Genomic DNA, 26,574 nt, shown 5'->3' with positions numbered 1-26,574 from the left:
GGGACCCTCATGGACGTCATCACCACCGGCTTCGGCGTGCTCGTCGCCGTCGTCGTTCTCGTTCTCGTCGTGTTGCTGTTCCTGGTGAGCCGGCTGTTCCGCAAGGTCGAGCAGGGCAAGGCGCTCATCATCTCGAAGATCCGGAAGGTGGATGTCACGTTCACCGGCGCGGTCGTGCTGCCGGTCTTCAACAAGGCCGAAGTCATGGACATCTCGGTCAAGACGATCGACATCGAGCGCACCGGCAACGAGGGTCTGATCTGCCGTGACAACATCCGGGCCGACATCCGGATCACGTTCTTCGTCCGGGTGAACAAGACGGTGGAAGACGTCATCAAGGTGGCGCAGGCCATCGGTACCGCGCGGGCCAGCGACCAGGAGACGCTGCAGGAGCTGTTCAACGCGAAGTTTTCCGAGGCGCTGAAGACGGTCGGCAAGCAGCTCGACTTCGTCGACTTGTACACGAAGCGCGACGAGTTCCGCGACCAGATCATCGCGGTCATCGGTACCGACCTCAACGGGTACAGCCTGGAGGACGCGGCCATCGACTTCCTGGAGCAGACGCCGATGGCGCGGCTCGACCCGGCCAACATCCTTGACGCGCAGGGCATCCGGAAGATCACCGAGCTGACCGCGATCGAGCACGTGCGGACCAACGAGTTCCAGAAGACCGAGCAGAAGGAGATCACCCGCCAGAATGTCGACGCCCGCCAGGCGATCCTGGAGCTGGAGCGTCAGCAGGCCGAGGCGGAGATCAAGCAGCGCCGCGAGGTCGAGACGATGCGGGCGCGCGAGGAGGCGGAGATCTCCCGCGTACGGGCGGAGGAGCGGCAGAAGGCCGAAGGCGCCAATCTCCGGGCCGACGAGCAGCTGGGCGTCCAGGCGGAGAACAAGGCGCGGGAGATCGCGGTCGCGGAGAAGAACCGGGAGCGGGTCATCGCGATCGAGACTGAGCGGATCGAAAAGGACCGCATGCTTGAGGTCATCGCCCGGCAGCGGGAGACCGAGCTGACCACGATCTCCAAGGACAAGGAGGTCGAGGCCGAGAAGCGGTTGATCGCCGAGGTGGTCCGGGAGCGGATCGCGGTCGAAAAGACCGTCGCCGAGCAGGAAGAGAACATTAAGCGCCTGCGCGTGGTCGAGGAAGCCGAGCGGGTGCGCCAGGCGACCGTCATCGCGGCCGAGGCCGAGGCGCAGGAGGCGCTGGTCAAGGACATCAAGGCGGCCGAGGCGGCGGAGCAGGCGGCCAAGCACAAGGCGCGCGAGGCCCTCGTGCTCGCCGAGGCCCGGCAGCAGGCGGCCGAGCTCGACACCAGGGCGAAGATCCGGCTGGCCGAGGGTGTGCAGGCCGAGGCAGCCGCGGCCGGGCTTGCCGAGGTGCAGGTGCGCGAGCGGGACGCGGTGGCGATCGAGAAGGTGGGCCGCGCCGAGGCGACCGTGGAGCGGGAGAAGGCGCTCGCCGCGGCCGAGGCCGCGGAGAAGGTCGGCAAGGCGGAGGCCGTGGTCGAGCGGGAGAAGGCGCTGGCGCTGGCCGACGCGGTGCGCGAAAAGCTGAAGGGCGAGGCCGAGGGTCTCACCGAGAAGGCGGCCGCGATGGCCGCACTCGACGACGCGACGCGCGAGCACGAGGAGTACCGCCTGCGGCTGGAGGCGGAGAAGGAGATCCGGCTCGCCGGCCTGGACATGCAGCGGCAGATCGCCGAGTCGCAGGCGACCGTGGTGTCGAAGGGCCTGGAGCGGGCGAACATCGACATCGTCGGCGGCGACAGCGTCTTCTTCGACCGGCTGATGAGCTCGATCGCCGCGGGCAAGGCGTTCGACGGGTTCGTCGGGCACTCCGACGTGGCGCAGACGCTCGCCAAGCCGTGGCTCGACGGTTCGGCCGACTTCACCAAGGACCTAGCCGAGCTGCTGAGGTCGCTGAGCACAGCAGACGTGCAAAACCTGACGCTGTCCGCGTTTCTGCTCCAGCAGATCAAGGCCGGCGGCACCGACGCGGAAAAGCTGACGGAGTTGCTCCAGGCCGCGAAGCGCCTCGGCCTCGCCGACGCGCCTCTGGCTGAGCTGAACACCAAATGACGACGACCGTCGAGGCTCCGCCGAAGCTCGACGTCGGGACGTACGAGGTCCTCCGGACCCGGCTGGCCGACCGGTCTGCCGAGCTGGCCCGCCGGGCGGAGGCGCTCAACGCGCGCCGCCTGGAGGTGTTCGGCAGCGCGGAGATGCGGCTGGTCGGCACCGAGCGGATCCGTACGGAGAACAACTGCGTGCCGCGCGACATCGTGTCGCTCGGCGGGCTGATGCTCTTCGGCTACAACGTCTTCATCGGGCTGAAGCCGGAGACCACCGTCGACGACGTGTTCGCCGTCCACGCGTTCAGCCGCGACGGCGAGGCGTTTCGCTTCGAGCCGGCGGCCGAGGTGCCGTGGCTGCGCGAGCCGCAGTTCCTGCGTGACTTCGGCGAGCTGTACCGGTACTACCGGGAGACCCGGCTGCTCCAGCTGCGCCGGCTCGACGCCCGGCTGCTCGCGGTCTTCCAGACCGGGCCCAACGTCGAGGACATCCGGGTGCTGCGGTGGCAGGTGGCCGCGGACGGCTCGGCGTCCTATATGGACAACCGGGGCGAGCGCGACCACACGTTCCCGCCGCCGCACGACTTCGAGTGGGTGGAGACCACCCGGGAAAACCACGTGCTCGGCCGCCACCCGCACATCTCCATCGGCGACGAGGTATTCGTGGAGACGGTCGGCGGCAACCTGACCGTCAAGGTGGAAAACAACACCGAGACCGGCGAAGGCATCTACGCGGAGCCGGTCGACGAGCCGTTGCAGAGCCTCGCCGACGCCGACATCCACTATGCGCGGGTCGGCCCGCTGGTCCTGCTGCGCATCCGGCCGTACAAGGAGACGGTCTGGCGGCACCTGGTCTTCAACACGCGGACCAAGACGGTGGTACGGCTCGACGGCATCGGCCAGGCGTGCCAGCGGCTGCCCGAGGACCACGGCATCATCTTCCCCGGCGGCTACTACCTCGCGACCGGGGTCAACAAGACGTTCGACACCGACGTGGCGAGCCTCGAGTTCGACCAGATCATCCGCTCCACCAACGGCGAGGACGTGCTCTACGTCTTCCACGCGCGGGCGGAGGGGCGCACGCTCCTGCTGCCGTACAACGTGATCCGCAAAGAGGTCGCCACCCCGATCCCGTGCCACGGCTACTCGTTCTTCGACGACGGCACGCTCGTGGTCTTCCGGGCCACGTCGGAGGAGCCGACACGGGTACACCCGATGCAGGTCTGGCAGACGCCGTACATGTCCGACGCGTACGCCGCCGCCCAGCCGGTCGGCACCGGGCCGCTGGAGCGCGTAGGCAACGCCGACCTCGTCCGCGGCATCTCGGACTGCCTGTCGGTGGGGCGGATGGCCGACGAGATGAGGCCGTCGACCGGCGTGTTCGAGGCTCTCATCGCCGCCTGCGCCCGCATCTTCGACCACTACCACTGGCTCGGCGAGCCGGAGCTGGGCGACCTGCGTACCCCGCTGTCGGAGGTGCGGGCCACAGCCGAGCAGGTGCTCGACGAGTTCGAAAAGGTACAGGCGCTCACCGCGCAGGCGGCCGGTGCGCTGGACGAGGCGGCCGGGCGGATCCAGTCGCTGGTCCGCCGCACGCGCGGCGAAGCTCCACAGTCGACGGACGGGTGGGTGGCGCAGCTCGCCGACCTCCGCTCGGCACAGGGGCACCTGGTCACGCTGCGCGAGCTGCGCTATGTGGACACCGGGCGGATCGACGAGCTCTCGGGGGTACTCGACGAGGAGCTGGCCTCCGCCGCCCAGCGCGCGGTGTCGTTCCTACAGCGGGACGACGCGTTCACCGGCTACCACGCGGAGATCGACCGGCTGGTCGCCGACGCGGACGGCATCACCACGGTCGCGGCGGCCGCACCGCTCAGCGAGCGGCTGGGCGCGCAGGCCGAGGGGATGCAGGTCATCACCGAGGTGGTCGGCTCGCTGGACATCGCCGACGCGACCGTGCGCACGTCGATCCTGGAGCGGATCGGCGAGGTGCTCGGCGGCGTCAACCGCGCTCGGGCCACATTGGAGGGTCGCCGCAAGGAGCTGCTCGCCACCGAGGGGCGGGCCGAGTTCGCGGCCGAGTTCGCGCTGCTGAGCCAGGCCATCACCGGCGCGCTCGCGGTCGCGGACACCCCGGAGCGCTGCGACGAGCAGCTCGGCCGGCTGCTGCTCCAGCTGGAAAACCTGGAGTCGCGGTTCGGTGAGTTCGACGACTTCCTGGCCGACCTCGGGGCCAAGCGCACGGATGTGTACGAGGTCTTCTCCGCGCGCAAGCAGGCGCTGCTGGACGAGCGGGCCCGACGCTCCGACCGGCTTGTCGACTCGGCCGACCGCATTCTGGCGAGCGTGCACCGGCGGATCGCCACGCTGAAGTCGATCGACGAGGTCAACACGTACTTCGCCGGCGACCCGATGGTGGCCAAGCTCCGCTCGGTGGCGCAGGAGCTGCGCGACCTCGGTGACGCGGTACGCGCGGAGGAGCTGGACGGCCGGATCAAGGCGGCCCGCCAGGAGGCCGGGCGCAGCCTGCGCGACCGGCTCGACCTCTACAGCGACGGCGGCGAGACGATCGCGCTGGGCCGGCACCGCTTCGCGGTCAACACCCAGGCGATAGACCTCACGCTCGTGCCCCAGGACGGGCGGATGGCGGTCGCGGTCACCGGTACCGACTACCGGGCGGCGGTGCGCGACGAGGCGTTCGAGGCCACCCGCCCGTACTGGGAGCAGCTGCTCGTCTCGGAGACGCCGGAGGTGTACCGGGCCGAGTTCCTCGCCTCGTCGATCCTGCTCGACGGTGATCTGGACGCCCTGCACGAGGCGGCCGTCGCCGAGGGCGGGCTGCGCGACATGGTGCGCCGCACAGCCGAGTCGCGCTACGACGAGGGGTACGAGCGGGGTGTGCACGACCAGGACGCGGCCGCGATCCTGGACGCACTGCTGCGCCTGCACGCCGGTGCCGGGCTGCTTCGCTATCCGCCCTCGGCCCGCGCGGCGGCACAGCTCTTCTGGGCGTACGGGGCTGACGAGCCGGACCGCGCCAGTTGGTCCACAAGGGCCGGTTCACTGGCCCGCGCCCGTGCGGCGTTCGGCGCCAGCCCCGCGATCGGCGAGCTGCGCGGCGAGCTGGATCAGGCCATAGTGGACTTCCTTGCGGACCGCCGGCTGCCGATCGATCCGCGCCTCGCGGGTGAGTACCTCTTCGAGGAGCTGGCGAGCGCGCCCCTCGGCTTCGTCACCAGCGCCGCCGCCCGCGACGTGCTCGACCGCTTCCACCGGGCGCTGGGCGGGCCGAAGGCCAAGTCGGACCGGGAGTTCGAGGAAGACCTGCGGGCGCTCGGCGACGACCTGGCCGCTCGGTACCAGCTCGTGTCGGCCTGGCTGAGCGCGTTCCTCGGCGACAAGCCCGCGGCCGACCTCCCCGAGGCGATCGCGATCGAGCTGTGCGGCGCCGATCTGCCCCGCCACGACTCGTCCGCCGTCCTTTCCGCCACTGTGGACGGTCTGCTGGGCACCCACCCGCGGATCGCGAGCCGCCAGATCGAACTGCGGCTCGACGAGGTGCTGACCCGCATCCGCCGGTTCCGCGACGAGCGGGTGCCGGGCTTCCGGGCGTACCAGCGGCAGCGCAACGACGTCATCGCTCAGGAACGCACACGGCTGCGCCTGGCCGAGCACCAGCCGAAGGTGATGAGCGCGTTCGTCCGCAACCGGTTGCTCGACGAGGTCTACCTCCCGCTCATCGGCGACAACCTGGCCCGCCAGCTCGGCGCGGTGGGCGACGCCAAGCGCACCGACCAGATGGGCCTGCTGCTGCTCATCTCGCCACCCGGCTACGGCAAGACCACGCTGATGGAGTACGTGGCGAGCCGGCTCGGCCTGGTCTTCGTCAAGGTCAACGGCCCGGCGCTGGGACACGCGGTCACTTCCGTCGACCCGGGCGAGGCGCCCAACGCCACCGCGCGGCAGGAGGTGGAGAAGATCTCGTTTGCCCTGGAGATGGGCAACAACGTCCTGCTCTACCTCGACGACATCCAGCACACCTCGCCGGAGCTGTTGCAGAAGTTTATCTCGCTCTGTGACGCCCAGCGCCGGATGGAGGGTGTGTGGGAGGGGCGTACGCGCACGTACGACCTGCGGGGCAAGCGATTCGCGGTGTGCATGGCGGGCAACCCGTACACCGAGTCGGGCAAGCGCTTCCGGATCCCGGACATGCTCGCCAACCGGGCCGACGTGTGGAACCTCGGCGACGTGCTCTCCGGCAAGGAGGAGCTCTTCGCGCTCAGCTACGTCGAAAACTCGCTCACCGCCAACCAGGTGCTCGCCCCGCTGTCCACAAGGGAGCGTGGCGACCTGGGGCTGCTCGTCCGGCTCGCCAAGGGTGACGAGTCGGTGCGCCCGGACCAGCTCGCGCACCCGTACTCTGCGGTCGAGCTGGAGCAGATCCTCGCGGTGCTGCGCAAGCTGCTGCGGGTACAGCAGGTGGTGCTCACCAACAACCAGGCGTACATCGCGTCGGCGGCCCAGTCGGACGAGTCCCGCGTCGAGCCGCCGTACCAGCTACAGGGCTCGTACCGAAACATGAACAAGCTCGCCGAGCGGATCGTGCCGGTGATGAACGACGACGAGCTTGAAGCCGTCATCGACGACCACTACCTGGGCGAGGCGCAGACGCTGGCCGCGAACGCCGAGGCCAACCTGCTCAAGCTAGCCGAGCTGCGCGGGCGCCTGACCGGCGAGCGGGCCGCCCGCTGGGCGCAGGTGAAGGCCGGCTTCCTGAAGGCCAAGGCGCTCGGCGGCGCCGAGGACGACCCGATGAGCCGCGCGGTCGGGGCCGTGGGCCTACTCGCCGACCGCGTGGGCGCCGTCGAGTCCGCGATCGAACGCGCCGCCGCGGCCCGGGCGGCCCGCCCTGGCCGCGAGGGAGGGGGTTGATCAGGGAGTTGGTGGAGCGGCGCGCCGACGACACGCCCGACCAAGTCCCTGATCAACCGCAGATTCTAGGACGACAACGCGTGGAGGATTCCTTCGCAGCTGCGGACGACGACGCTTGCGGCGCGGCGTTGCTCCAGGCTTAGCAGGGGGTCTTCGGTCTGCTCTTGCCAGCGGGCAAGTGCCTCGCTGGCCAGCTCCCACAGCTGGCCCGGGTTGGTCCGCCGCTCGACGCCCAGCCGCGCCGTCGGAGCGGTGCCGCCCTCGCCGACCAGCCGCCGCGCCTCGGCCTCCAGTTCGGCGCCGAACTTGATCCGTTGTCCCTGTAGCGCCGCGACAAGCCGCAGCTCGCGGAAGTCATGTGCGTTGGTCAGCGTGTGTTCCAGGTCGGCGAGAAGCTTTTCGCTGCCCGGCCGTGGCTCGGTGCGAAGCACGGACTCCAGCGCGGTGAGCGCGGAGCGGGCCTTGAGCGCGTCGGCCCGGTCGACGAAGCACCGGCCGACAGCTTCGCGCAGCTCGCTGAGGCCGCTGCGGCGTACGAGCTCGGCCGCCAGTCCGGCCCGGGTGTCTGTGCCCGTGCCAGTGCGGATCAGCGTGGTCGAGAGCCGCACGCCGAAGATGCCGAGCCGGTCGAGCAGGTCCTCCCGGGTCTCGACGTCGACGAGCGCGGGGAAGTCTTCGCCCACGAATCGGTCCGTGGTGAGCAGGTACGGCTCCAGCTCCGGCCGCGGCGTGCGGGCCAGTGTGGACAGTGCGGAGAAGTCCCGGTCGCTCAGCACCCGGCCGGCCAGCGCGACCAAGCCGCCGAGCGCGACCACGGCGAGGCAGAGCGAGCCGACGTGGTGGTCGCGGTGATGCTTGCGGGCCAGCTGCTTGGCCGCGAGCAGCGCGTCGATACGGCCGCCGCCGATCTCGTCGGCCCGGGACAGGACGAGGATCACGTTGACCGGTGCGGCCCGCGCGACCGTGCCGTCCTGCGCCGACTCCAGCCACTCCAGGTCTGTACCGCGCCCGTCGCGGGTCAGGTAGAGCACGGCGTCCGCGTCGCGCAGCACCTTGTCGCCGGAATCCGGCAGCGCCGGAGTGTCCACAATGGTGGCGTTGCGCAGTGCCCGGCTGGGCCACGTGACCACCAGGTCGTTGACCGGTGCCGGCCGCCAGCGCCGGATGTCCACCCGCAGGCCATTCGCGGTGCGGGCGACGGGCAGCTCGATCCCTGCCGGGTACGCGGTGGCGCGCGGCTCGGCCCCATCCTGGTACCAGGTGAAGACCTGCTCGGCATCTGGCACCTCGATGGGCGCCACCTCGTCGCCGACTATCGCGTTGACCAATGTGGACTTGCCGGCCTGCCAGGGACCGGCGATCGCGATGCGCAGCGGCTCGTCGAAGCGGCTGAGGTGGTGACGGAGCTGGTCGGTGGCGGGTGGGCTGTCGTGGTAGAGGTCGAGCGCCTCGTGCATGAGGCGCCACACGGACTCTTCTAGAACCGACGTCACCCCACCGGCTCCAGGCGGCGTTGCTGCTGCGCCGGGGCGCCGCCCAGCGCGGTCAGGGCCTGGGCCCGGTCGTACAGCGCGGCCAGCCGGCGCATCTGCTGCTGCACCTCCCGCTTGCGCTGCTCGCGCTCGAGCGCGTCGGCGTCCGCGGCCTGCTTCGCGCTGCGCAGCGAGTGGACGATCGCCTCCTGTAACTGCTCGGTCAGACCGGTGAAGTGGTCGCGCAGTGCCCGCTGCACCCACCGCGCGGTGTCCTTGCACTCCTTGTTGAGCCGCAGGAAGAAGTCGTCGACGTGCCGCTGCGAGGCCGCCTTGGCCGTGGCCTGCCGCCGCCGCAGCAGCGTTTTGCCCTCGTCGCGGATGGTCTTGCCGCCAAAGAGCGCGCCAGCGCCGAGTGAGACCGGGTTGATCAGTGGCATGCCGGCGAGCGTGGTGGCGAGGCCGAACATGAGTAGGCCACCGTACGAACCGCGGAGGCCGCTGAAGATCTTCTGCACCGACGTGAACTTTTCCACGCTCGGCCGCTCGAGCTCCTCCAACTGCTCGGCCAGCCGGTCCGGGATGCCGGCCCGCCACTCGGGGAGGACGTCGGCGCCGTACCGGACAAAGTGGTCGGCGACCCGGCCCGTGACCCAGTCGCAGCGCTGCACGAGCCAGGCGAAGTTGGCCTCGGCCGCCTCGGTCAGGCTCTGCTCCATCCACGCCTGGTATTCGTCCCAGGTCTTCAGCGGGTCGGCGGTCTCGAACGCCTCGTCCACCTTGCGCATGATCTGCCGGGTGCGGTCGCGCAGGTCGTACTCGATGTCGGACATCAGATCCGTCATCTCGTCGCCCAGCGTGTTTTGCCAGCGGGTCGAGCAGCGGCGCAGCTCGTCCAGCCCGCGCTGCGCCTCGTACAGCCGGTGCAGCGACCCGGAGTCCTCATTGGACACCTCGGCGCGCAGCGGGGCGGCGAGCTGCTCGATGACCGTGCTGGCCATCAGCCCCACGGCAGCGGGAGCGAGCACCTGACCCTTGGAGCCCTGCTCGCGCTTGAGCCGCGCGATCAGGTCGGGGAAACCGGACTCCGCGTTGACCGCCTTGTCGTTGGTACGGGCGGCTTGCAGGCGCAGCGTCGCCGACACGGGCACGAGTGTCGCCGGGACACCGGCGCTGGCCAGGTGCTGCCGGTTGCGCTCGGCGACCGCGCGCCAGTGCGGCGAGATGTCTATCTTGGTTAGCGCGACGAGCACCCTCGGGTGCGACTGGACGACGTGCAGCAGCAGGTTGATCTCGGAGACCGAGAGCTCGCGGGTCGCGTCGGTGACCATCACCACGAAGTCGGCCCGGGGGAGCGCCGCCGCGCCGCCGCCGGTAGTCGGGTCGTCGCCGTCCGCGCCGGGCGTGTCGATGAGCACGATGCCGCTCGCCAACAGTCCACGAGGGACACCGATCTCGGCGTGCACCTCGCTGGCACCCGGCCGCCGGCCGGGCGTGGTGGCGCTGATCCGCGCGGCGATCTCCTCGACGGGCATCGGCACCCGCTCGTCCTCGTCGCCATCCTGCACCAGGGCCGCGGTAGGCGACTCCGCGTGCCGTACGACCGTCGGGATCGCGGTGGTCAGGCCGTCGCCCACGGGGCAGACGGGCGCGTTGATCAGTGCGTTGACGAGCTGGCTCTTGCCCTGCTTGGGCTCGCCGACGACAAGGACCCGCAGGGTCGGGTCCAGCAGCTGCTCCCGCTTTTGCAGGAGCCAGCGGACCAGGTCGGTACGGCTGTGCGCCGCGCATACCCGAGCCGTCTCGTCGAGGGTGTCGAGCCAGATCGGTGCCATCACCGGACCAAGTCTGCTGATTTCCACTCATATATCAAGTGGGGTTACTTAAATATCAAGAGGGATGGGAGACCGGGCCCGAGTCCGATCTCCCATCCCTGGGACCGCGGTAACGCTGAGGAAACCGGCCGTGACGCCGGGTTTTGGACGGGATCAGAACAGGATGTCGGTGACGCCGAGGAGACCACCGTCGGTGTGCGTGTCGGCACCCACCGAGCCGTGCAGGCCGGCCGAGCCGTGCGCCTCCGCGCCGCCGCCCAGCAGGCCGCCCACGCCGACGCCGTTGAGCGTGCTGTCCACGGTGCCGGTGGCGCCGCCGAGCAGCGAGTCGTTGCCCAGCGTGTCGTCCAGCTCCGGAAGCTCGACCGGCGGGACACCGAGGCCCGAGGTCACCGAGCCGACCAGGCCGGTCACGCCGTCGAGCTGCGAGTCGACGGTGTCCAGCGTGTCGTCCGTGGTGTCGAGGAGGCCGTCCACCGGAGCGCCCGGGACCAGGCCGGTGGCCGTACCCAGCGTCGCGTCGACCGTGCCGGTCGCGTCCGCGCCGACCGTACCGACCACATCGGAGTCGAGCGTGCCGGCCACGTCGTGCACGCCGGAGAGGTCGACCGACGCGCCGGAGGTGCCGGCCGCGACGCCGATGCCGGGGATGATGCCGTTGGTCGCGAGGCTGAACCCGCTGGTGTCGACGGTGATCGCGCCGACCGCGGCGACGTTGAGGTTCGCGTCGGCGGTGGGGGTGGGCACGCCGACCGAGAGCTGCTGCGTGACGGTCTGGAGCTGGCCGATCACGTTGGTGGCGTCGCCGCCGAGCGCGCCGACCTGGCCCAGGCCGAGGTCACTCGTCGGCACCAGGCCGGTGATCCCCTGTACCGGCGCGTAGTCCACGACCAGGGGGACCACGTCCTGCACGTCCGCGGCGGTGATGTCACCGAGCCCGGCGGCGTTGAGCGTGCCCTCGGGGTCCAGCTCGAACGCCGAGCGCGCCTCGGGGTTGGTGAGGAGGTTCAGCACGAAGTCGTGCAGTGTCTGGGTCGATTCCATGCCGCAGACCGTAGAAGCGCGGTGATCGTCCGGGCATCGGGGACCGCGCCGGGTTTCCTTGTTAGGGGATTAGGGGATCCATAACGGCAGAATTAGTGGCTCAGCAGCACGAACATCTCTGGTACGAACGTATGGGTCCGCTGGGAGGAGAGCGCTCGGATGCCATACGTGCTGGGGATCGACATCGGTGGGACGACCACGACCGCCGCTGTCTCGCGTCTGGGTAACGCGGGATGGCTGGCGCCAGAGGTCGTACGACTGGGGGTGCGGTCGACGACCGTTCCGTCGGTCCTGCACGTATCGGGCGACGGTGCGCTAACCGTTGGCGAACCGGTGCAGCTGGATGCGGGTCGGGTGGCCCGCGGGTTCGTCCGGCGCATCGGCGACGACGTGCCGCAGATTGTCGGTGGCGAGCCCTGCACCCCGCAGGCGCTCACCGCCGTGCTGGCCATGTGGGTGGTCGAGCGGGTGTTGGCTCACGAGGGGGAGCCGGCCGAGCAGGTGGTGATCAGCCACCCCGCCGCATGGGGTACGTATCGCCGGGAGCTGCTGCACCGGGCGCTGTGGGAGATCGGCCTGGCCAACGTCACGTTGCTGCCGGAGCCCGTCGTCGCTGCCGAGAGTCACGCCGCACGCGGTTGGAGGGGCCGCACATTTGGCGTGTACTCCCTGGGCGGCAGCGACTACGAGGCTTCGGTCGTGCGGTGGGCGGAGGGCATCGGCTTCCGACTCCTCGGCAGTGCGGGCGCGATCGAGCCGTTCGGCGGCGCGGATGTCGACGAAGCCCTCGTCGGCCACGTGCGGTCGCGGCTCGACCGGGACCTGCGGGAGATGTTCACTAGCGGCCCGCAGGCCCGGATCGCGCTCTTCGGCCTACGCCGCGAGTGCCGGCGGGTGAAGGAGGAGCTGACCACGGCTACCGAGGCCGACGTGGTGCTCAGCACGTCTCGTGGGCACGTGCGGGTGCCGGTCACCAGGGCCGAGCTCGACGAGCTGGTCCGGCCGGCGCTTGAGCTGAGCGTCGAGACGTTGGCGCAGGTGATCCATTCCTGCGGCCTGCGGCGGCGGGAGCTGGACGGCGTCCTCCTGGTGGGTGGCGCGGCGCGGATGCCGCTCGTCGCGGAGCTGCTCCGCGCCGCACTGCCCGGTCCGGTCGGCGTGGCGGCGGATCCACAGACCACGGCCGCCGAGGGTGGTGCGCTGGCGGCGGTACAGGTGGTGTCGCCGCCCAGCACGCGACGTCAGGATCCAATGTGGATTCCGGAGCAGCGGGCCATCGAAGCGTCGAACCATGAGCCGCCGCCGCCCGTGCAAGAGGGCATGGACGCGGGTCCGCCGCCGCGCCCGCCCGTCGAGATCACACCGTTGCGACTCCGCCCGACACAGCGCCTTTTCGGCCTGGTAGGAGGCCAAGCTTGAGTTCCCGGATCGTCCTGGCCCCATCCCTCCTGCTGGACGAGCCGACCGCGGCATTGCTCGACGCGGCCACGGCCGCGCCGCACGCGCCGCTGCGGGTCGCCATCCAGGGCCCTGGTGGGTACGGCAAGAGCCTGCTGCTGCGCGAGCTGGCCCGGATCTACCGGCACGCGGACGTGCCGGTGGTCGACGCCTGGCAAGTCGACGCGTGGCAGGAGGTGTCACCACTGGACGGTCCGTTCGTACTGATTTTGGATGACGCCCACAGGTTGGGACAGGAGCGGCTGCGCGAGGTGCGCGCGCTCGTCGAGGCACGCCGGCCGGGGATCGTGCTCGCGTACCGGCCGTGGCCCCGCCCGGCGCGGCTGGTCGAGCTGCTGGAGCTGCTCCGGCTGGATGGGCCGCCGCTCGTGCTGAGCCCGTTCACCGTCGAGCGGACCGCCAAACACCTCGGCGTCGAGCCCGGCACCGCCGCCGCGAAGTACGTGCACGCCCAGACCGGCGGGGTACCCCGACTGGTGGACCGGCTGGCTCCGGTGGCCGAGCGCCCGGACGCCGGCGTGCCACAGCAGGTGCTGGCGCAGTTTCGGACCGACCTGGACGACCTCGACGCCGACGTGCGCGCGCTGCTGCTCGCCGCCGCGACCGGAGTGGAGTTTCCCACCGACCTGCTCGGCGCGCTGCTCGACCGCGCGCCCGCCGCGGTCGACGACCTGCTCGACGCGGCCCGGGCCACGGGCCTCGCGGCGCCGGACGGGCGGCTTGTGCCGGTCGCCCGCCGCGCGGTCGCGTCGCTCAGCCCGGCCGCCCAGCGCACCGCCGTGTGGCAGCGGCTGGCCGAGCTTGTGCTCGCGCGTGGCGGCGCCGTACTCCCGCTCGTGCGTGCCCTGCGCGAGGTCGGGGTGAGCGGCGCCGGCCTCGCCACGATGTTCGAAGCCGCGGCCGAAGAGGCCCTTGTCGACGAGCCGGCGCTGGCCGCGGAGCTGTTCGCGGTCGCGGCGTCCGCCGGGCGGCCGACCGAGGCGCGCCGCGCACTCGCCGCGGCGCTCTCCGGCGACCTCGACTCCGGCCTCCGCCTGGCCGATCGTCTTGTCGCCGCGGAGGGCTCGCCGGACCGCGCGGTGGGTGCGGCGGTATCGGGTTCCGCGCTCGCCCATCGCGGCCAGCTTGGCCGCAGCGCCGAGCTGTACCGGTGGTCGGGCACCACGTCCTCGGTATCGTTCGCGGCGATCGGCTTCATCGGCACCGGACAGCTTGGCCGCGCTGACGACCTGGTCCCGCCGGACGGCCCGCCCACCTTGCTCACCGGCGCCGCGGCTCTGATGGCGAGCGGGATCAGGGAATCGCTTTCCGGCTCGGCCACGGCCGCGTTGTCCACATTGGTCCAAGCGGCCGCACTGCTGGAGCCGGCCGGGCGCGCCGTGCTGCTGCCGGACAGCCCGGCCGCGCTCGCCGCGCTCGTGGCCCTCCACAGTGGCGAGTTGGACACGGGCGAGTCGGTGCTGGAGCGGGCCGTCGGGGCCGAGGTGGGTGCCGCGCTGATGGCCCGCCGGCACCGCCTCTTGCAAGGCTGGACGCAGATGGTACGAGGCCGTACCGCCGCGGCCGCCGAGCACCGCGCCGCCGCCACAGGCCAGCTTGAGCCGCGCGACCTGCTTTTCGCCGCCGCACTCGACGCCGGTATCGCCCGCCGCAACAGCGACCTGGCCGCCCTGCACCGCGCGTGGGCACAGGCCCGCGAGGCGGTGATGCGGCACCCGGTCGACCTGTACTCGCTGCTGCCCATCGGCGAGCTGGCCGTCGCCGCCGCCCGCCTTGGCGAGCAGGCGCGGATCGCCGCTCATCTGGCCGAGGCATGGCGACTGCTCGATCGCCTCGGCCGCCCGCCACTGTGGACGGCGCCGCTGCACTGGTGCGGCCTGCACGCCGCGATCATCGCCGAGGAACCAACAACTGCCGATGAACACGCCGCCGCGTTGGTGGCAACTGCCCAGCACAGCCGGTACGGTTCGGTGGTAGCGGCGGCCGCGGAAGCCTGGTTGGAGACACTGCGCGGGGTGGTCGATCCGGCCAAAGTGGAGGCTGCCGCCAGGGGGTTGCACGGTGCGGGACTTTGGTGGGACGGGGCCCGGCTAGCGGGGCAGGCGGCGATTCGCACAGCGGACCGCAAGGCCATGACCGCGTTGCTGGACTGTGCCCGGCTGCTTCAGGGCTCCGCCCGCGGGGGTGGTGGCTCGTCGCCGGCAGCGCAGCCGGCCGTGGCGCAGGTCACAGAGGCGTTCACCGCGCCCGCGGAAAGCCTGCTCAGCGAGCGGGAACAGGAGGTGGCGGAGCTGGTACTCGACGGGCTCACGTATCGGCAGATCGGCGACCGCCTCTTCATATCGGCCAAGACGGTCGAGCACCACGTGGCACGCATGCGCCAGCGGCTGGGCTGCGCCAACCGCGGCGACCTGCTGGCCAGGTTGCGGGCCATGTCCGCGGACCGGCCCAGCGCGGCGTCGCGCCGGGCACCTTGGCCGCGACGCCCGATGGACTGAAGGTTTCGACGAGGGGGAATGACGACGTGGCGCACCCGGCGGTTATCAGCAGTGACCTGGCATGGCTTCTCGACGACGTCGTCGACCGCGTCCCAGGCGCGGAGCACGCGGTAGCGATATCCCCCGATGGCCTGCTGCTGGCCGCCTCCCGCCACGCCGGCCCGATCGCCGCCGACCAGCTGTCCACTGTGGCCGCTGGGCTGTACGCGCTGGCCGTCGCCGCGGGCCGCCACACCGACAGCGGCGGCGTCCGCCAAGTCACCATCGAGATGCGGGAAAAGTTCCTCTTCGTGACCGCCACCGCGGGCGGCGCCATCCTGGCAGTGGTCTTCGAGTCCGACGCGGACGTCGATGTAATCGCGTACGAGATGGCCCTCTTCGCCGGCCGGGCCGACCACCACCTGCCCGCCTTCACCGCGCTGGCCGCCTCGTAGGGCTCCGCCAAGGCCGCACGGCAGCGCTCGGCGTGGGCGGTGACCCGCTCGCAGAGCCGCTCCGCCAAGTCGCCGCCGTTCTGCATCGCGACAGCTTTGAAGGCATCCGGCGCGCGAGCCGCCAGCTCGTCGACCCGGGCGACGGTGGCGTCCGGGTCGAGCCCGTTGCCCTCGGCGAAGCGCCGCCAGTGCCGCGCCCGCAGGGCGGCCATCCGGTACTCACCGCCGACGCGCATCGCCATCCGGAGCTTCGGCGCGTACATGTCGTCGTACGGGAGCGCGCTGGCGAGGTCGTACAGCGGCGCGAGCCGGACCTGCCGCCCGGACAGCAGCAGGGAGTAGTTCTTCGCGTGGGCGTCGGTGCCCGCGATGATCCAGTTGAACGCGAGTGCGTCCAAGAACCGCCCGACCTCTTTGCCGGCCGCGCTCTCGTCGGGTATCTCGGCCCGCAGCAGGCCGATGATCTGCTCGGGGCTCGGTCCGCCCTCGCTCTGGTACTTGATCACGGGAGGGATGCCGAGCGCCTGGCACAGGTCTTCCTGGTGCCGGCGGGCGATCGTGCCGTCCGACCGGCGAAACCGGTCGTAGCGGTCGATGACGATGACCCGTTCACCATCGAAGGAGGCCATGTGCGACGCGGCAGCCTCCAGGCCAAGGTGGCGGACGGCCGCGAGACACAGATGCTCATTGAGGTCATGGTCGTCGAGGCCGGAAATGGCCGGCTTGAGGATGTGCGTGGTCGGCACCGCGCCCCAGGGCGCGCCCCACCGGCGCGCGGCTGGGTCGTAGTGCAGAGCGGTCTTTGACTGGGCGCCGCCAAGGCTGAAGCTGCCGGTGGTAGCGACGTGCCATGCTGCCGGATCCCGCCGTAGGAGCCGGATCCGGTCGGCGACCTCCGCCTCGCTGAACCATGTGACGCCGCCGTCCCTGGCCAGGTGGGCTTCGACCCGGTCTGGTGGGACGAACTGGACCGAGCCGGCGCAGTCCTCGCCCACGTGGCTGAGAAGGGCGAACGGGTTGCGCGCGGAGGCGTGGAACGTGCGGGCCCAGCGCTCCAGGACCTTGTCGTTGTCTGGCAGCAAGCCCAGAAGATACGGCCGGATCGGGTCGTCGTGCTTCCGCTCGATGAGTGGCATCGACAACGACAGCGGAGTCGAGGCCGGGGACGACATCCACTCGTCGTCGTAGTGGAGAGCGAGTTCGCCGGCGCGGTTCTGGCGCACCACGCCGGCGACCTGCCCGTCCATCAGGACGACGAGTGCCATGCGCCACATCATGCCCGACAGGGACAGTGGTGGGAGAGTGCCAGTCAGGTGGTGGCGGGGTTTCCGTCCACGGCCGCGGCGAGCTGGGGGACAAGCTGCTCCAGCAGGTACGGGAGGCTCAGCGCGGACACGAACGAGAAGGCGTGCCCGTACGGCTCGCCCTCGTCGATGAAGACCTCGCGGCCCTCCTTCGCCACCCGCAGGCCGCCGTAGACGCGGTCGGCGTGGAGCTTGGTCTTGTCCGCCGCCGGGTCGGTGACGATCCAGACCAGCGCGTCGCGGTCGAGCAGGTCGGTGCGTTCCGCGCTGATGTTGGCGCCGAAGGCGTCACCGATCACCTTGTCCAGGTCGGCGGGGAGGCCGAAGCCGAGCGCGGTCAGGATCCGCGTGCGGTTGTCCTGGCTGCCGTAGACGAACGTGCCCTCGTACGGCGTCGCCACCAGCGCGCTCTTCCCCGCGAACGCCGGATTTGCCTGCCGGGCCGCCTCGAACTTGGCCTCCACGTCCCGCACCAGCGACGTCGCGCGGTCCGCCTTGCCGATCGCCTGGCCGACGTTGGTGGTGATTTCCTGCCACGGGATGCCGTAGTCGGCGTACTCCTTCGGCTGGGCCACCGTCGGCGCGATACCGCTCAGCGTGTCGTACTGCTCCTTGGTCACGCCGGAGTAGAGCGCGAGGATCAGGTCCGGCTTCAGCGCCGCGATCTTCTCGAACTCGGGGCCGCCGCCGGTGTCCTTCAGCACCTCGGGGTTGGTGCCGCCAAGGGTCTTGAGCTCGTCCTGCGCCCACGGGCCGATCGCGCCCGGGTACTCGCCGAGCCAGTTTGTGGTGGCGATCGGCACGACGCCGAGCGCGATCAGCGCGTCCTGCTCCATCAAGCCGACGGTGACGATCCGCTTGGGCTCGGCCGGGATGGTGGTTTCACCGTATTTGTGGGACATCTTCACCGGCCAGGCGCCACCGGCGGCGGACGACCCGGGCGCGGGGTCGTCCGCGGAGGAGCACGCCGTCAGCGCGAGGAGCAGGGCAACCGCAAGCGCGAAGGAGGATCGTTTCACGCACTTAGGTTTGCCTAACCAAAGTCACCGCGTCAAGTCGAAAGCTCCTTCAAGGATCTCCAAACCCCGCTCCAGGGTTGTGTCGTCGATCACCAGAGGTGGCAGGAAGCGCAGCACGTTGCCGTACGTGCCGCAGGTCAGCGTGAGCAGGCCGGACCGGTGGCAGGCCGCCGAGACCGCGCTGGTGGTGGCCGCGTCCGGGGTGATCGTGCCGGGCTGGACGAGCTCCACGGCGAGCATCGCGCCGCGCCCGCGTACGTCGCCGACGCGCGGGTCGCGCTCGGCCAGCGCCCGCAGCCGCGGCACCATCACGGACTCGATCCGCCGCGCCGCCGCGGCCAGGTCAAGCTCGCGCATCGTCTCGATCGCGGCCAGGGCGGCGGCGCAGGCGAGCGGGTTGCCGCCGTACGTGCCGCCGAGGCCCCCCGGGTGTACCGCGTCCATGATCTCCGCGCGCCCGGTCACCGCGCCCAGCGGCAGCCCGCCGGCGATGCCCTTGGCGGTGGTGACGAGGTCCGGCTCGACCCCCTCCCGTTCGCACGCGAACCATGTGCCCGTGCGGCAGAAGCCGGTCTGGATCTCGTCGGCCACGAAGACCGCCCCAGCGTCGCGCGACCAGGCGGCCAGCGCGGGCAGGAAGCCGTCCGCGGGCACGACGAAGCCGCCCTCACCCTGGATCGGCTCGGCGATGACCGCTGCCACGTTGGCCGCGCCGACCTGCTTCTCCACCTGGTCCAGCGTGCGGGCCGCGGCCTCCGCACCGCTCAGGCCGCCGTCCCGGAACGGGTACGACATCGGCACCCGGTAGATCTCCCCGGCGAACGGGCCGAAGCGGTGCTTGTACGGCATGCTCTTCGCCGTCATCGCCATCGTGAGGTTGGTGCGCCCGTGGTACGCGTGGTCGAACACCACGACCGCCGGCCGCCCGGTCGCGTGCCGGGCGATCTTCACGGCGTTTTCCACCGCCTCGGCGCCGGAGCTGAAGAGGGCGGAGCGCTTTTCGAACCCGCCCGGTGTCAGCGCGTTGAGTGTCTCGGCAACGGCCACATAGGACTCGTACGGCGCGACCATGAAGCAGGTGTGCGTGAAGCGGGCCACCTGCTCGCGTACCGCCGCCACGACGCGGGGCGCCGCATTGCCGACGGAGGTGACCGCGATGCCGGACGCGAAGTCGATCCACTCCTGACCGTCTACATCGGTCAGCGTGCCGCCGCCCGCGTGGTCCACATAGGAGCTGACCACGCTACCGACGCCGCGGGCCACCGCCGCAGTACGCCGCTTGTGTATTTCCTCGGAAGTGGGCATCGCCTACCCCCAGTTGTGCATGACGTGCTTGACCCGGGTGTAGTCCTCCAGGCTGTACACGGAAAGGTCCTTGCCGTGCCCGGAGTGCTTGAACCCGCCGTGCGGCATCTCGGAGACGAACGGGATGTGGGTGTTGACCCACACGCAGCCGAAGTCGAGCCGCCGGGTCATCCGCATCGCGCGCCCGTGGTCCGTCGTCCAGACCGAGGCGGAAAGGCCGTACTCGACACCGTTGGCCCAGCGCACCGCCTCGTCCTCGTCCGTGAAGCGCTGCACGGTGATCACCGGACCGAAGACCTCGTCCTGGATGATCTCGTCCTGCTGCTGGACGCCTGACACGACCGTGGGCGAGTAGAAGAAGCCGCGGTCGCCGACCCGGGAGCCGCCGATGCCGAGCGAGGCGTGGTCGGGCAGCCGGTCCACGAAGCCGCTCACCCGGGCGAGCTGGTTGGCGTTGTTGAGCGGGCCGTAGAGCACGTCCTCCTCGTCCGGGAGGCCGGTCTTGGTCTGCCGCGCCTGCTCGACAAGCGCCGCGACGACATCGTCGTATACGCCGGGGCCGGCGAGCACCCGAGTGGCGGCGGTGCAGTCCTGCCCAGCGTTGAAGTACCCGCCGACCGCGATCGCCTCCGCCGCGGCGTTCAGGTCGGCGTCGTCGAAGACCACGACCGGTGCCTTGCCGCCCAGCTCGAGGTGGGTGCGCTTGAGGTCGGGCGCGGCCGCCGCGGCGACCTCCTTGCCCGCCCGGGTGGAGCCGGTGATCGACACGAGCTGCGGGGTCGGGTGCGCGACGAGCGAGCGGCCGGTGTCGCGGTCACCGCAGACGACGTTGAAGACGCCCGCGGGCAGGAACTCCGACGCGATCTCGGCGAGCAGCAGCGTGGAGACCGGCGTGGTGTCCGACGGCTTGAGCACGACAGCGTTGCCCGCGGCGAGCGCTGGTGCGATCTTCCAGATCGCCATCATCAGCGGGTAGTTCCACGGGGTCACCTGGGCGCAGACGCCGATCGGCTCGCGCCGCACGTACGACGTGTGCCCGGCCATGTACTCGCCGGCCGAGCGCCCCTCCAGCACCCGCGCGGCACCGGCGAAGAAGCGCAGCTCGTCGACGCAGGGCGGCAGCTCCTCCTCGGCGGTGAGCTGGCGCGGCTTGCCGGTGTTGCGCACCTCGGCGTCGACCAGGTCGGCCGCGCGTGACTCGACCGCGTCGGCGAACTTCAGCAGCGCCTTCTGCCGCTCCGCCGGGGTAGCGTCGCGCCACGACTCGAAGGCGGTGGCGGCGGCGCCCATCGCGATGTCGACATCGCGCTCGGAGGAGAGTGGTGCCTGGGCGAAGACCTCGCCCGTACAGGGATCGACCAGGTCGGTGTACCCTCCGTCGACCGGATCGACGTACTCCCCGTTGACGAAGTTGCGCAGAATTTGCTTATCAGTCATCGAGGTCTCCCGGTGAACGGCGGTTATCGCATCCCACCCGCCATCCTTGCGACTGAATTCGCGGCAGACAAGGTGCTATGCGACTGTTTTCGTTTGGGGTTTAGAGTTTGACCATGGAGATCACGCCCTTCTACGTGGCCGGCCAGAAGAGCACCAGCGACGACATCCTCGACGTTCACCACCCATATGACGGTCGCACGGTCGGGCGTACCGCGAATGCAACACCAGAACAGGTCGAGCGGGCCGTGGCGGCCGCCGCCGACGTGGCCGCCGAAGCGGCCGCACTCCCCGCCGCCGCCCGCGCCGCGGCGCTGGACCACATTTCCCGCCGGCTCGCCGAGCGGACCGACGAGGTGGCCCAGCTGATCACCGCGGAGAGCGGCAAGCCGCTGAAGTGGGCGCGGGCCGAGGTGGGGCGCGGCGCCTCCACGTTCCGGTGGGCCGCCGAGGAGGCGCGCCGCTTCGCCGGCGAGCTCCAGCGGCTGGACACCGACGCCGCGTCGGCCGGGCGGATCGCGATGATCCGCCGTTTCCCGCGCGGACCGGTGCTCGGCATCAGCCCGTTCAACTTCCCGCTCAACCTCGTCGCGCACAAGGTCGCACCGGCGCTCGCGGTGGGCGCGCCGATCATCCTGAAGCCGGCGCCGTCCACCCCGCTGACCGCGCTGTTGCTGGGCTCGATCATGGCCGAGACCGATCTCCCGGCCGGCATGTTCTCCGTGCTGACCGTGCCAAACGACCGCGCTGGCGGCCTGGTCGCGGACCCGCGGCTGCCGGTCGTGTCGTTCACCGGGTCGGGCCCGGTGGGGTACGCGATCCGCGAAGCGGTCCCGCGGAAGCACGTGACGCTGGAGCTGGGCGGCAACGCGGCGGCGCTGGTCTGTGGCGACTGGTCGTCGATCGAGGATCTGGACTGGGCGGCGCAGCGGATCGCGCTCTTCGGCAACTTCCAGGCCGGGCAGAGCTGCGTCGCGGTGCAGCGGGTGTTCGTGCACGAGTACCTGGAGGACGCGTTCGTGCCCCGGCTTGTCGCGGCCGTCGAGGCGCTGAAGACCGGCGACCCCACCGACGAGACCGTCGACGTCGGCCCGATGATCAACGAGGACGCCGCGAAGCGGGTGGAGAGCTGGGTCGACGAGGCCGTGGCAGCGGGCGCCCACCTGTTGGTCGGCGGCAAGCGCGTCGGCGCCACCTTCCCGCCCACCGTGCTGACCGGCGTGCCGGCCGGCGCCAAGGTGCTCACCGAGGAGATCTTCGGCCCGGTCCTCGCGGTGGCCCGGGTCACCGACGACGCCGCCGGGCTCGCGGCCGTCAACGACTCCGCGTTCGGCCTCCAGGCCGGCGTCTTCACGCACAACCTCCAGACCGCGTTCACCGCACACCGCACGCTGGAGGTGGGCGGCGTGATCATCGGGGACGTGCCGTCGTACCGCGCCGACCAGATGCCCTACGGCGGCCTCAAGGGCAGCGGCATCGGCCGCGAGGGCCTGCGCAGCGCGATGGACGACTACACCGAGCCGAGGGTCATGGTCCTCACCGGCATCGACCTCTAAAAACCTTCCAAGACACAGATTTGGGCTACCGCGATGTCCGCGGTGGTCCGGACCGTCGCTCCCGCGGCCTCACCCTGCGCGGTTGTGAAGGTCACCGCGCCCGCGCGGCGGAGCCGCGCGGGCGCACGTGGATTGTGAATCGCGGACGGTGAGGCCGCGGGAGCAGCGGTCTGGACCCCGACGGACGTCGCGGTAGCTCACCTGTCGTTGAATTGGTTTCTATGCCTTTAGAGCGGCGGTGACGAGCGCCTGGCCCTCCTCCTGGAGCTTGGCCAGATGCTCCGGGCCCTTGAACGACTCCGCGTAGAGCTTGTAGACGTCCTCGGTGCCGGAGGGGCGAGCGGCCAGCCAGCCTGACTCCGTCACGATCTTGACGCCACCGATCGGGGCGTCGTTGCCCGGCGCGCGGGAGAGGACGGCGGTGATCGAGTCGCCGGCGAGCTCGCTCGCGGTGACCTGGTCGGCGGAGAGCTTGGCCAGCACAGCCTTTTCCTCGCGGGTCGCCGGCGCGTCGATCCGGGCATACGTGGGAGCGCCGAAGCGCTCGGTCAGCTCCGCGTAGCGCTCGCTGGGCGACCGGCCGGTCACCGCGATGATCTCGGAGGCGAGCAGGCAGAGGATGATCCCGTCCTTGTCGGTGCTCCACACCGAGCCGTCCCGGCGCAGGAACGAGGCGCCGGCGCTCTCCTCGCCGCCGAAGCCCACGCTGCCGTCCACCAGCCCGTCGACGAACCACTTGAAGCCGACCGGCACCTCCATCAGCCGCCGCCCGAGGTCGGCCGCGACGCGGTCGATCATGGAGGAGGAGACCAGCGTCTTGCCCACCGCGGCGTCCGCGGACCAGTCAGGGCGGTTGCTGTAGAGGTAGTCGATCGCGACGGCCAGGTAGTGGTTGGGGTTCATCAGGCCACCGTCGGGCGTGACGATGCCGTGGCGGTCGGCGTCCGCGTCGTTGCCGGTGGCCACCTGGTACGCGCCGCGCTGCTCGATCAGCGAGGCCATCGCGTGCGGCGACGAGCAGTCCATCCGGATCTTGCCGTCCCAGTCCAGCGTCATGAACCGCCACGTCGGGTCCACCTGCGGGTTGACCACGGTCAGGTCCAGGCCGTGGCGGCTGGCGATCTCGTCCCAGTACGCGACACTGGCGCCGCCCAGCGGGTCTGCGCCGATCCGCACACCGGCCGCCCGGATCGCGTCCATGTCGACCACGCTCGGCAGGTCACCGACGTACGTGCCGACGAAGTCGTACCCCTCGGTCGTCTCAGCCGCCCGCGCCCGCGCGACGGTGACCCGCCGGACCTCCTTGAGCCCGCTCTCCAGCAGCGCGTTCGCCCGGTCCTCGATCACCTTCGTGACCTCGGTGCCGGCCGGCCCGCCCGATGGCGGGTTGTACTTGAAGCCGCCGTCCGACGGTGGGTTGTGCGAGGGCGTGACCACCACACCGTCGGCAAACCCGCTCGTGCGACCCCGGTTGTACGCGAGGATCGCGTGCGACACCGCCGGCGTAGGCGTGTAGCCGTCCCGGCTGTCCAGCCGCACCCGCACTCCGTTGGCCGCGAAGACCTCCAGCGCGCTGAGCAGCGCCGGCTCGGAGAGCGCGTGGGTGTCGCGGGCCAGGTAGAGCGGTCCGTCGATGCCACGCTCGGCCCGGTACTCGCAGATGGCCTGGCTCATCGCGATCACGTGGTCCTCGTTGAACGCGAGCTTGAGGCTCGACCCCCGGTGTCCCGAGGTACCGAAACCGACCCGCTGCCCGGCTTCCGACACGTCCGGTTTGCCGGTGTAATACGCCGAGACGAGGTGCGGCACATCGACGAGATCGCCGGATTCGGCGGCGGCACCGGCACGAGGGTGAAGCCGGGCAGTATCGGACACGACGTATCCTCTCGGGGAAAGTTGTGGGAAGCGGTTTCGATCGTAGTCGCGCGGGAGGCTTCTTTTGGCGGGGAACATTCGAGTCGTGGCATTCGACCTCGACGACACACTCGCCGTGTCGAAGTCCCAAATCGACGACCGGATGGCGAAGCTCCTGGCCGAACTGCTGGCCCAGGTGGACGTCTGCGTTATTTCGGGCGGGCGGTTCGAGCAGTTCGACTCGCAGGTGTTGCGCCACCTGGATCTCGACGCTGCCGTACGCGAGCGGCTGCACCTGATGCCCACCTGCGGCACCCGCTACTACCGGTGGATCGACGGCGACTGGGGCCTCGTGTACGCCGAGGACCTCAGCGAGGAGGCCAAGGACCGCATCGCGTCGGTGCTGATCGAGGGGGCGAAGGCCCTCGGCATCTGGGAGCCCGAGCCGTGGGGCGACATCATCGAAGACCGCGGGAGCCAGGTGACGTTCTCCGCGCTGGGGCAGCGCGCGCCGGTCGACGCCAAGTACGCGTGGGACCCGGACGGCGCCAAGAAGGGTGCGCTGCGCGACTACGCCGCCGCCCGCCTGCCCGACCTCGAGGTGCGCAGCGGCGGCTCGACCTCCGTCGACGTGACCAAGAAGGGCGTCGACAAGGCGTACGGGATGGGCAAGCTGATGGAGCACCTCGGACTGACCACCGAGGACATGCTCTTCATCGGCGACCGCCTCGACGAGGGCGGCAACGACTACCCCGTCAAGGCGATGGGTATCCGGTGCGTCGCGGTAACCCGCTGGCAGGACACGGCCGACTACGTGGAGCGGCTGCTCGCCGCGCTGCCGGCTGGCCTGCCCGGCGACCTTTAGGATCATCGCAGCACCCGATACGTTGGGCGCTGGTTGCCGGGCCGCCGGTCCGTGACTCCGCAATCAGCGCGGGAGCACAGTGCTTGGAAGGAGCGTCCGGTGTCGCTGGACACGCAGTTGCTTGAGATCCTCGCGTGCCCGGACACGCATCACGCACCGCTGGATTACGACGCCGCCGCGGAGACCCTGACCTGCACCGAGTGCGGGCGGATCTTCGAGGTGCGGGACGGCATCCCGGTGCTGCTGCTGGACGAGGCCCGTACCCGCGAGGGCGAGAAATGAGCGCAGGAGTTCGCGGCCGCCGCACTGTCGACGAGGCCCTGCTTGACGACCCGGCCGGCCTCGCGGAAAACGACCCGGGCGGCATGCTCCGCCACACCGCTTCGGCCGGCGCGCAGGTCCGCGAGTCGGGGGCGCTCGCCGCGGAGGCCAACCTGGCCGCACTCGCCGACGAGGGCCGCCCGCGAGCGGTCGTGATCGCGGGCATCGGTACCGCCGGCCGCACCGGCGAGATCCTGGCGACGGTCGCCGGGCCGCGGTGCCCGGTACCAGTGATCGCCCACCGCAGTGCCGGCGTGCCCGGCTGGGTCGGTGCCGCCGACGTGGTGATCGCGGTCAGCGCCTCCGGCCGCAGCCCCGAGGCGCTCGGCGCCGCCGAGGCGGCCGCCCGGCGGGGTGCGCGCCTCGTGGCGGTCGGTGCGCCCGACTCGCGGCTCCAGTCGATCGCCGAGAGCGCCCGCGCGCCATTCATCCCGGTGCCGCGGCGTGCGCCGGCTCGGGCGAGCCTATGGGGACTCACCGTGCCGGTGCTGCTCGCCGCCCGTACCCTCGGCCTGGTCAAGGTCAATGAGGCGGACCTCGCCGAAACCGCGGCCCGGCTCGACGCGGACGCTGACCGCTGCCGCCCGACGGCCGAGTCGTTCGTCAACCCGGCCAAGTCGCTCGCGCTGGGCCTGGCCGGCTCGGTGCCGATCGTGTGGGGCTCGTCGCCGCTGGCCGCCGTGGCCGCTCGGCGCTTCGCCGACACGATCTCAGCGAATGCACGCTACCCCGTCGTCGCCGGCGCCCTCGGCGAGGCCGGTCGTGGCCGCGTGGGCCTGCTCGACGGCGTCTTCGGCGGCCTGGTGGAGTCGTCCCGCGACATCTTCGCCGACCCGGAGGACGACACGGACGCGACCCGGCTGCGGCTCGTACTGCTCCGTGACGGCGGCCTCGGCAACGAGGAGGACGCCGACGAGCCGGTCGCGGTCGAGGAGCGGCGGGCCGACGCGGTCCAGACGCTCGCCGAGCGGCGCGGCGTCCGCTGCGACGTGGTCACCGCCGAGGGTGGCTCCCCGCTGGAGCGGCTCGCCTCGCTCGTGGCCGTCCCGGACTTCGCCTCGATCTACCTCGCGCTCGCACACGGACTCGACCCCATGGCGGTGCCCGCCGTCACCGAGATGAAGGAGCTGAGCAACCCATGAGCGAGCGGAGCGAGCCTGCGACGAAGCGA

General features: G+C 71.0%; 16 protein-coding genes and 1 pseudogene. 9 read left to right on the top strand and 8 right to left on the bottom strand.

What is annotated here, in order from left to right; all coding sequences use genetic code 11:
* Window positions 1–9 precede the first annotated feature (9 nt).
* Together Pflav_RS29340 and Pflav_RS29335 are read left to right on the top strand one after the other, a co-directional pair.
* Window positions 10–2,079 (top strand): flotillin family protein, encoded by a 2,070-nt coding sequence (locus Pflav_RS29340; protein WP_173039850.1) that lies wholly within the window; start codon window positions 10–12, stop codon window positions 2,077–2,079.
* On the top strand, window positions 2,076–7,004 hold the full coding sequence (locus tag Pflav_RS29335) for a DNA repair ATPase (RefSeq protein WP_173039849.1): 4,929 nt from the start codon (window positions 2,076–2,078) through the stop codon (window positions 7,002–7,004). The genes Pflav_RS29340 and Pflav_RS29335 overlap by 4 nt, the downstream gene beginning before the upstream one ends.
* 65 nt (window positions 7,005–7,069) lie before the next feature.
* Here Pflav_RS29335 and Pflav_RS29330 read toward each other — a convergent pair whose 3' ends face one another.
* From Pflav_RS29330 to Pflav_RS29320, 3 genes are all read right to left on the bottom strand, one after another.
* The gene (locus Pflav_RS29330; RefSeq protein WP_197938786.1) at window positions 7,070–8,497 is read right to left on the bottom strand and encodes a P-loop NTPase family protein; all 1,428 of its coding nucleotides are present in this window, start codon (window positions 8,495–8,497) and stop codon (window positions 7,070–7,072) included.
* Complete coding sequence (locus Pflav_RS29325; RefSeq protein WP_173042703.1) at window positions 8,494–10,311, bottom strand: dynamin family protein; 1,818 nt, start codon at window positions 10,309–10,311, stop codon at window positions 8,494–8,496. Before Pflav_RS29325 ends, Pflav_RS29330 begins: the two co-directional genes overlap by 4 nt.
* 153 nt (window positions 10,312–10,464) lie before the next feature.
* Window positions 10,465–11,355: an IniB N-terminal domain-containing protein gene (locus Pflav_RS29320; protein ID WP_173039848.1), complete on the bottom strand. Its 891-nt coding sequence runs from the start codon at window positions 11,353–11,355 to the stop codon at window positions 10,465–10,467.
* Between the two features lie 159 nt (window positions 11,356–11,514).
* Between Pflav_RS29320 and Pflav_RS29315 the strand changes: the two genes are divergently transcribed.
* Genes Pflav_RS29315 through Pflav_RS49045 form a run of 3 tightly spaced genes read left to right on the top strand, consistent with a single transcriptional unit; the run spans window position 11,515 to window position 15,745 of the window.
* Window positions 11,515–12,774, top strand: a complete 1,260-nt coding sequence (locus Pflav_RS29315; RefSeq protein ID WP_173039847.1) for an Hsp70 family protein — start codon at window positions 11,515–11,517, stop codon at window positions 12,772–12,774.
* Entirely contained in the window at window positions 12,771–15,311 is a 2,541-nt protein-coding gene (locus tag Pflav_RS46410; RefSeq protein ID WP_173039845.1) for a helix-turn-helix transcriptional regulator, read from the top strand. The genes Pflav_RS29315 and Pflav_RS46410 overlap by 4 nt, the downstream gene beginning before the upstream one ends.
* 26 nt (window positions 15,312–15,337) lie before the next feature.
* Window positions 15,338–15,745 (top strand): roadblock/LC7 domain-containing protein, encoded by a 408-nt coding sequence (locus Pflav_RS49045; RefSeq protein WP_173042702.1) that lies wholly within the window; start codon window positions 15,338–15,340, stop codon window positions 15,743–15,745.
* 113 nt (window positions 15,746–15,858) lie between these two features.
* On the opposite strand, the pseudogene Pflav_RS46405 reads toward Pflav_RS49045, so the two are convergent.
* The 4 genes and pseudogenes from Pflav_RS46405 to Pflav_RS29285 form a co-directional block, all read right to left on the bottom strand.
* A pseudogene (locus Pflav_RS46405) lies at window positions 15,859–16,992 on the bottom strand (type II toxin-antitoxin system HipA family toxin); the annotation flags it as partial.
* Window positions 16,993–17,054: 62 nt separating this feature from the next.
* Window positions 17,055–18,068, bottom strand: coding sequence for an iron-siderophore ABC transporter substrate-binding protein (locus Pflav_RS29295; RefSeq protein ID WP_173039843.1), 1,014 nt, complete (start codon window positions 18,066–18,068; stop codon window positions 17,055–17,057).
* Between the two features lie 24 nt (window positions 18,069–18,092).
* Window positions 18,093–19,373 (bottom strand): 4-aminobutyrate--2-oxoglutarate transaminase, encoded by a 1,281-nt coding sequence (gene gabT / locus Pflav_RS29290; RefSeq protein ID WP_173039841.1) that lies wholly within the window; start codon window positions 19,371–19,373, stop codon window positions 18,093–18,095.
* Between the two features lie 3 nt (window positions 19,374–19,376).
* The gene (locus Pflav_RS29285) at window positions 19,377–20,810 is read right to left on the bottom strand and encodes a gamma-aminobutyraldehyde dehydrogenase (RefSeq protein WP_173039839.1); all 1,434 of its coding nucleotides are present in this window, start codon (window positions 20,808–20,810) and stop codon (window positions 19,377–19,379) included.
* A gap of 113 nt (window positions 20,811–20,923) precedes the next feature.
* On the opposite strand from Pflav_RS29285, the gene Pflav_RS29280 reads away from it, so the two are divergent.
* Window positions 20,924–22,363, top strand: a complete 1,440-nt coding sequence (locus tag Pflav_RS29280; protein WP_173039837.1) for an aldehyde dehydrogenase family protein — start codon at window positions 20,924–20,926, stop codon at window positions 22,361–22,363.
* 219 nt (window positions 22,364–22,582) lie between these two features.
* Here Pflav_RS29280 and pgm read toward each other — a convergent pair whose 3' ends face one another.
* Complete coding sequence (pgm, locus tag Pflav_RS29275; protein WP_232072066.1) at window positions 22,583–24,238, bottom strand: phosphoglucomutase (alpha-D-glucose-1,6-bisphosphate-dependent); 1,656 nt, start codon at window positions 24,236–24,238, stop codon at window positions 22,583–22,585.
* Window positions 24,239–24,323: 85 nt separating this feature from the next.
* Between pgm and Pflav_RS29270 the strand changes: the two genes are divergently transcribed.
* The 3 genes from Pflav_RS29270 (at window position 24,324) to Pflav_RS29260 (ending at window position 26,545) form a co-directional block, all read left to right on the top strand.
* Complete coding sequence (locus Pflav_RS29270) at window positions 24,324–25,082, top strand: HAD-IIB family hydrolase (protein WP_232072064.1); 759 nt, start codon at window positions 24,324–24,326, stop codon at window positions 25,080–25,082.
* Window positions 25,083–25,181: 99 nt separating this feature from the next.
* A complete protein-coding gene (locus tag Pflav_RS29265) occupies window positions 25,182–25,364 on the top strand; it encodes a Trm112 family protein (protein WP_173039831.1) in 183 nt (60 codons plus the stop codon).
* Window positions 25,361–26,545 (top strand): SIS domain-containing protein, encoded by a 1,185-nt coding sequence (locus Pflav_RS29260; RefSeq protein WP_173039829.1) that lies wholly within the window; start codon window positions 25,361–25,363, stop codon window positions 26,543–26,545. Before Pflav_RS29265 ends, Pflav_RS29260 begins: the two co-directional genes overlap by 4 nt.
* Window positions 26,546–26,574 lie beyond the last annotated feature (29 nt).

The sequence above is a fragment of the Phytohabitans flavus genome (assembly GCF_011764545.1).
GTDB classification, from domain to species: Bacteria; Actinomycetota; Actinomycetes; order Mycobacteriales; family Micromonosporaceae; genus Phytohabitans; species Phytohabitans flavus.
This window is presented reverse-complemented; position numbering and strand designations above follow the sequence as displayed.

Bases quoted from the DNA above. Each gene is read 5' to 3' on its own strand.
- Pflav_RS29340 (WP_173039850.1), top strand. From the start codon at position 10: ATGGACGTCATCACCACCGGCTTCGGCGTGCTCGTCGCCGTCGTCGTT.
- Pflav_RS29335 (WP_173039849.1), top strand. From the start codon at position 2,076: ATGACGACGACCGTCGAGGCTCCGCCGAAGCTCGACGTCGGGACGTAC.
- Pflav_RS29325 (WP_173042703.1), bottom strand. From the start codon at position 10,311: ATGGCACCGATCTGGCTCGACACCCTCGACGAGACGGCTCGGGTATGC.
- Pflav_RS29320 (WP_173039848.1), bottom strand. From the start codon at position 11,355: ATGGAATCGACCCAGACACTGCACGACTTCGTGCTGAACCTCCTCACC.
- Pflav_RS29315 (WP_173039847.1), top strand. From the start codon at position 11,515: ATGCCATACGTGCTGGGGATCGACATCGGTGGGACGACCACGACCGCC.
- gabT (WP_173039841.1), bottom strand. From the start codon at position 19,373: ATGCCCACTTCCGAGGAAATACACAAGCGGCGTACTGCGGCGGTGGCC.
- Pflav_RS29285 (WP_173039839.1), bottom strand. From the start codon at position 20,810: ATGACTGATAAGCAAATTCTGCGCAACTTCGTCAACGGGGAGTACGTC.
- Pflav_RS29280 (WP_173039837.1), top strand. From the start codon at position 20,924: ATGGAGATCACGCCCTTCTACGTGGCCGGCCAGAAGAGCACCAGCGAC.
- Pflav_RS29260 (WP_173039829.1), top strand. From the start codon at position 25,361: ATGAGCGCAGGAGTTCGCGGCCGCCGCACTGTCGACGAGGCCCTGCTT.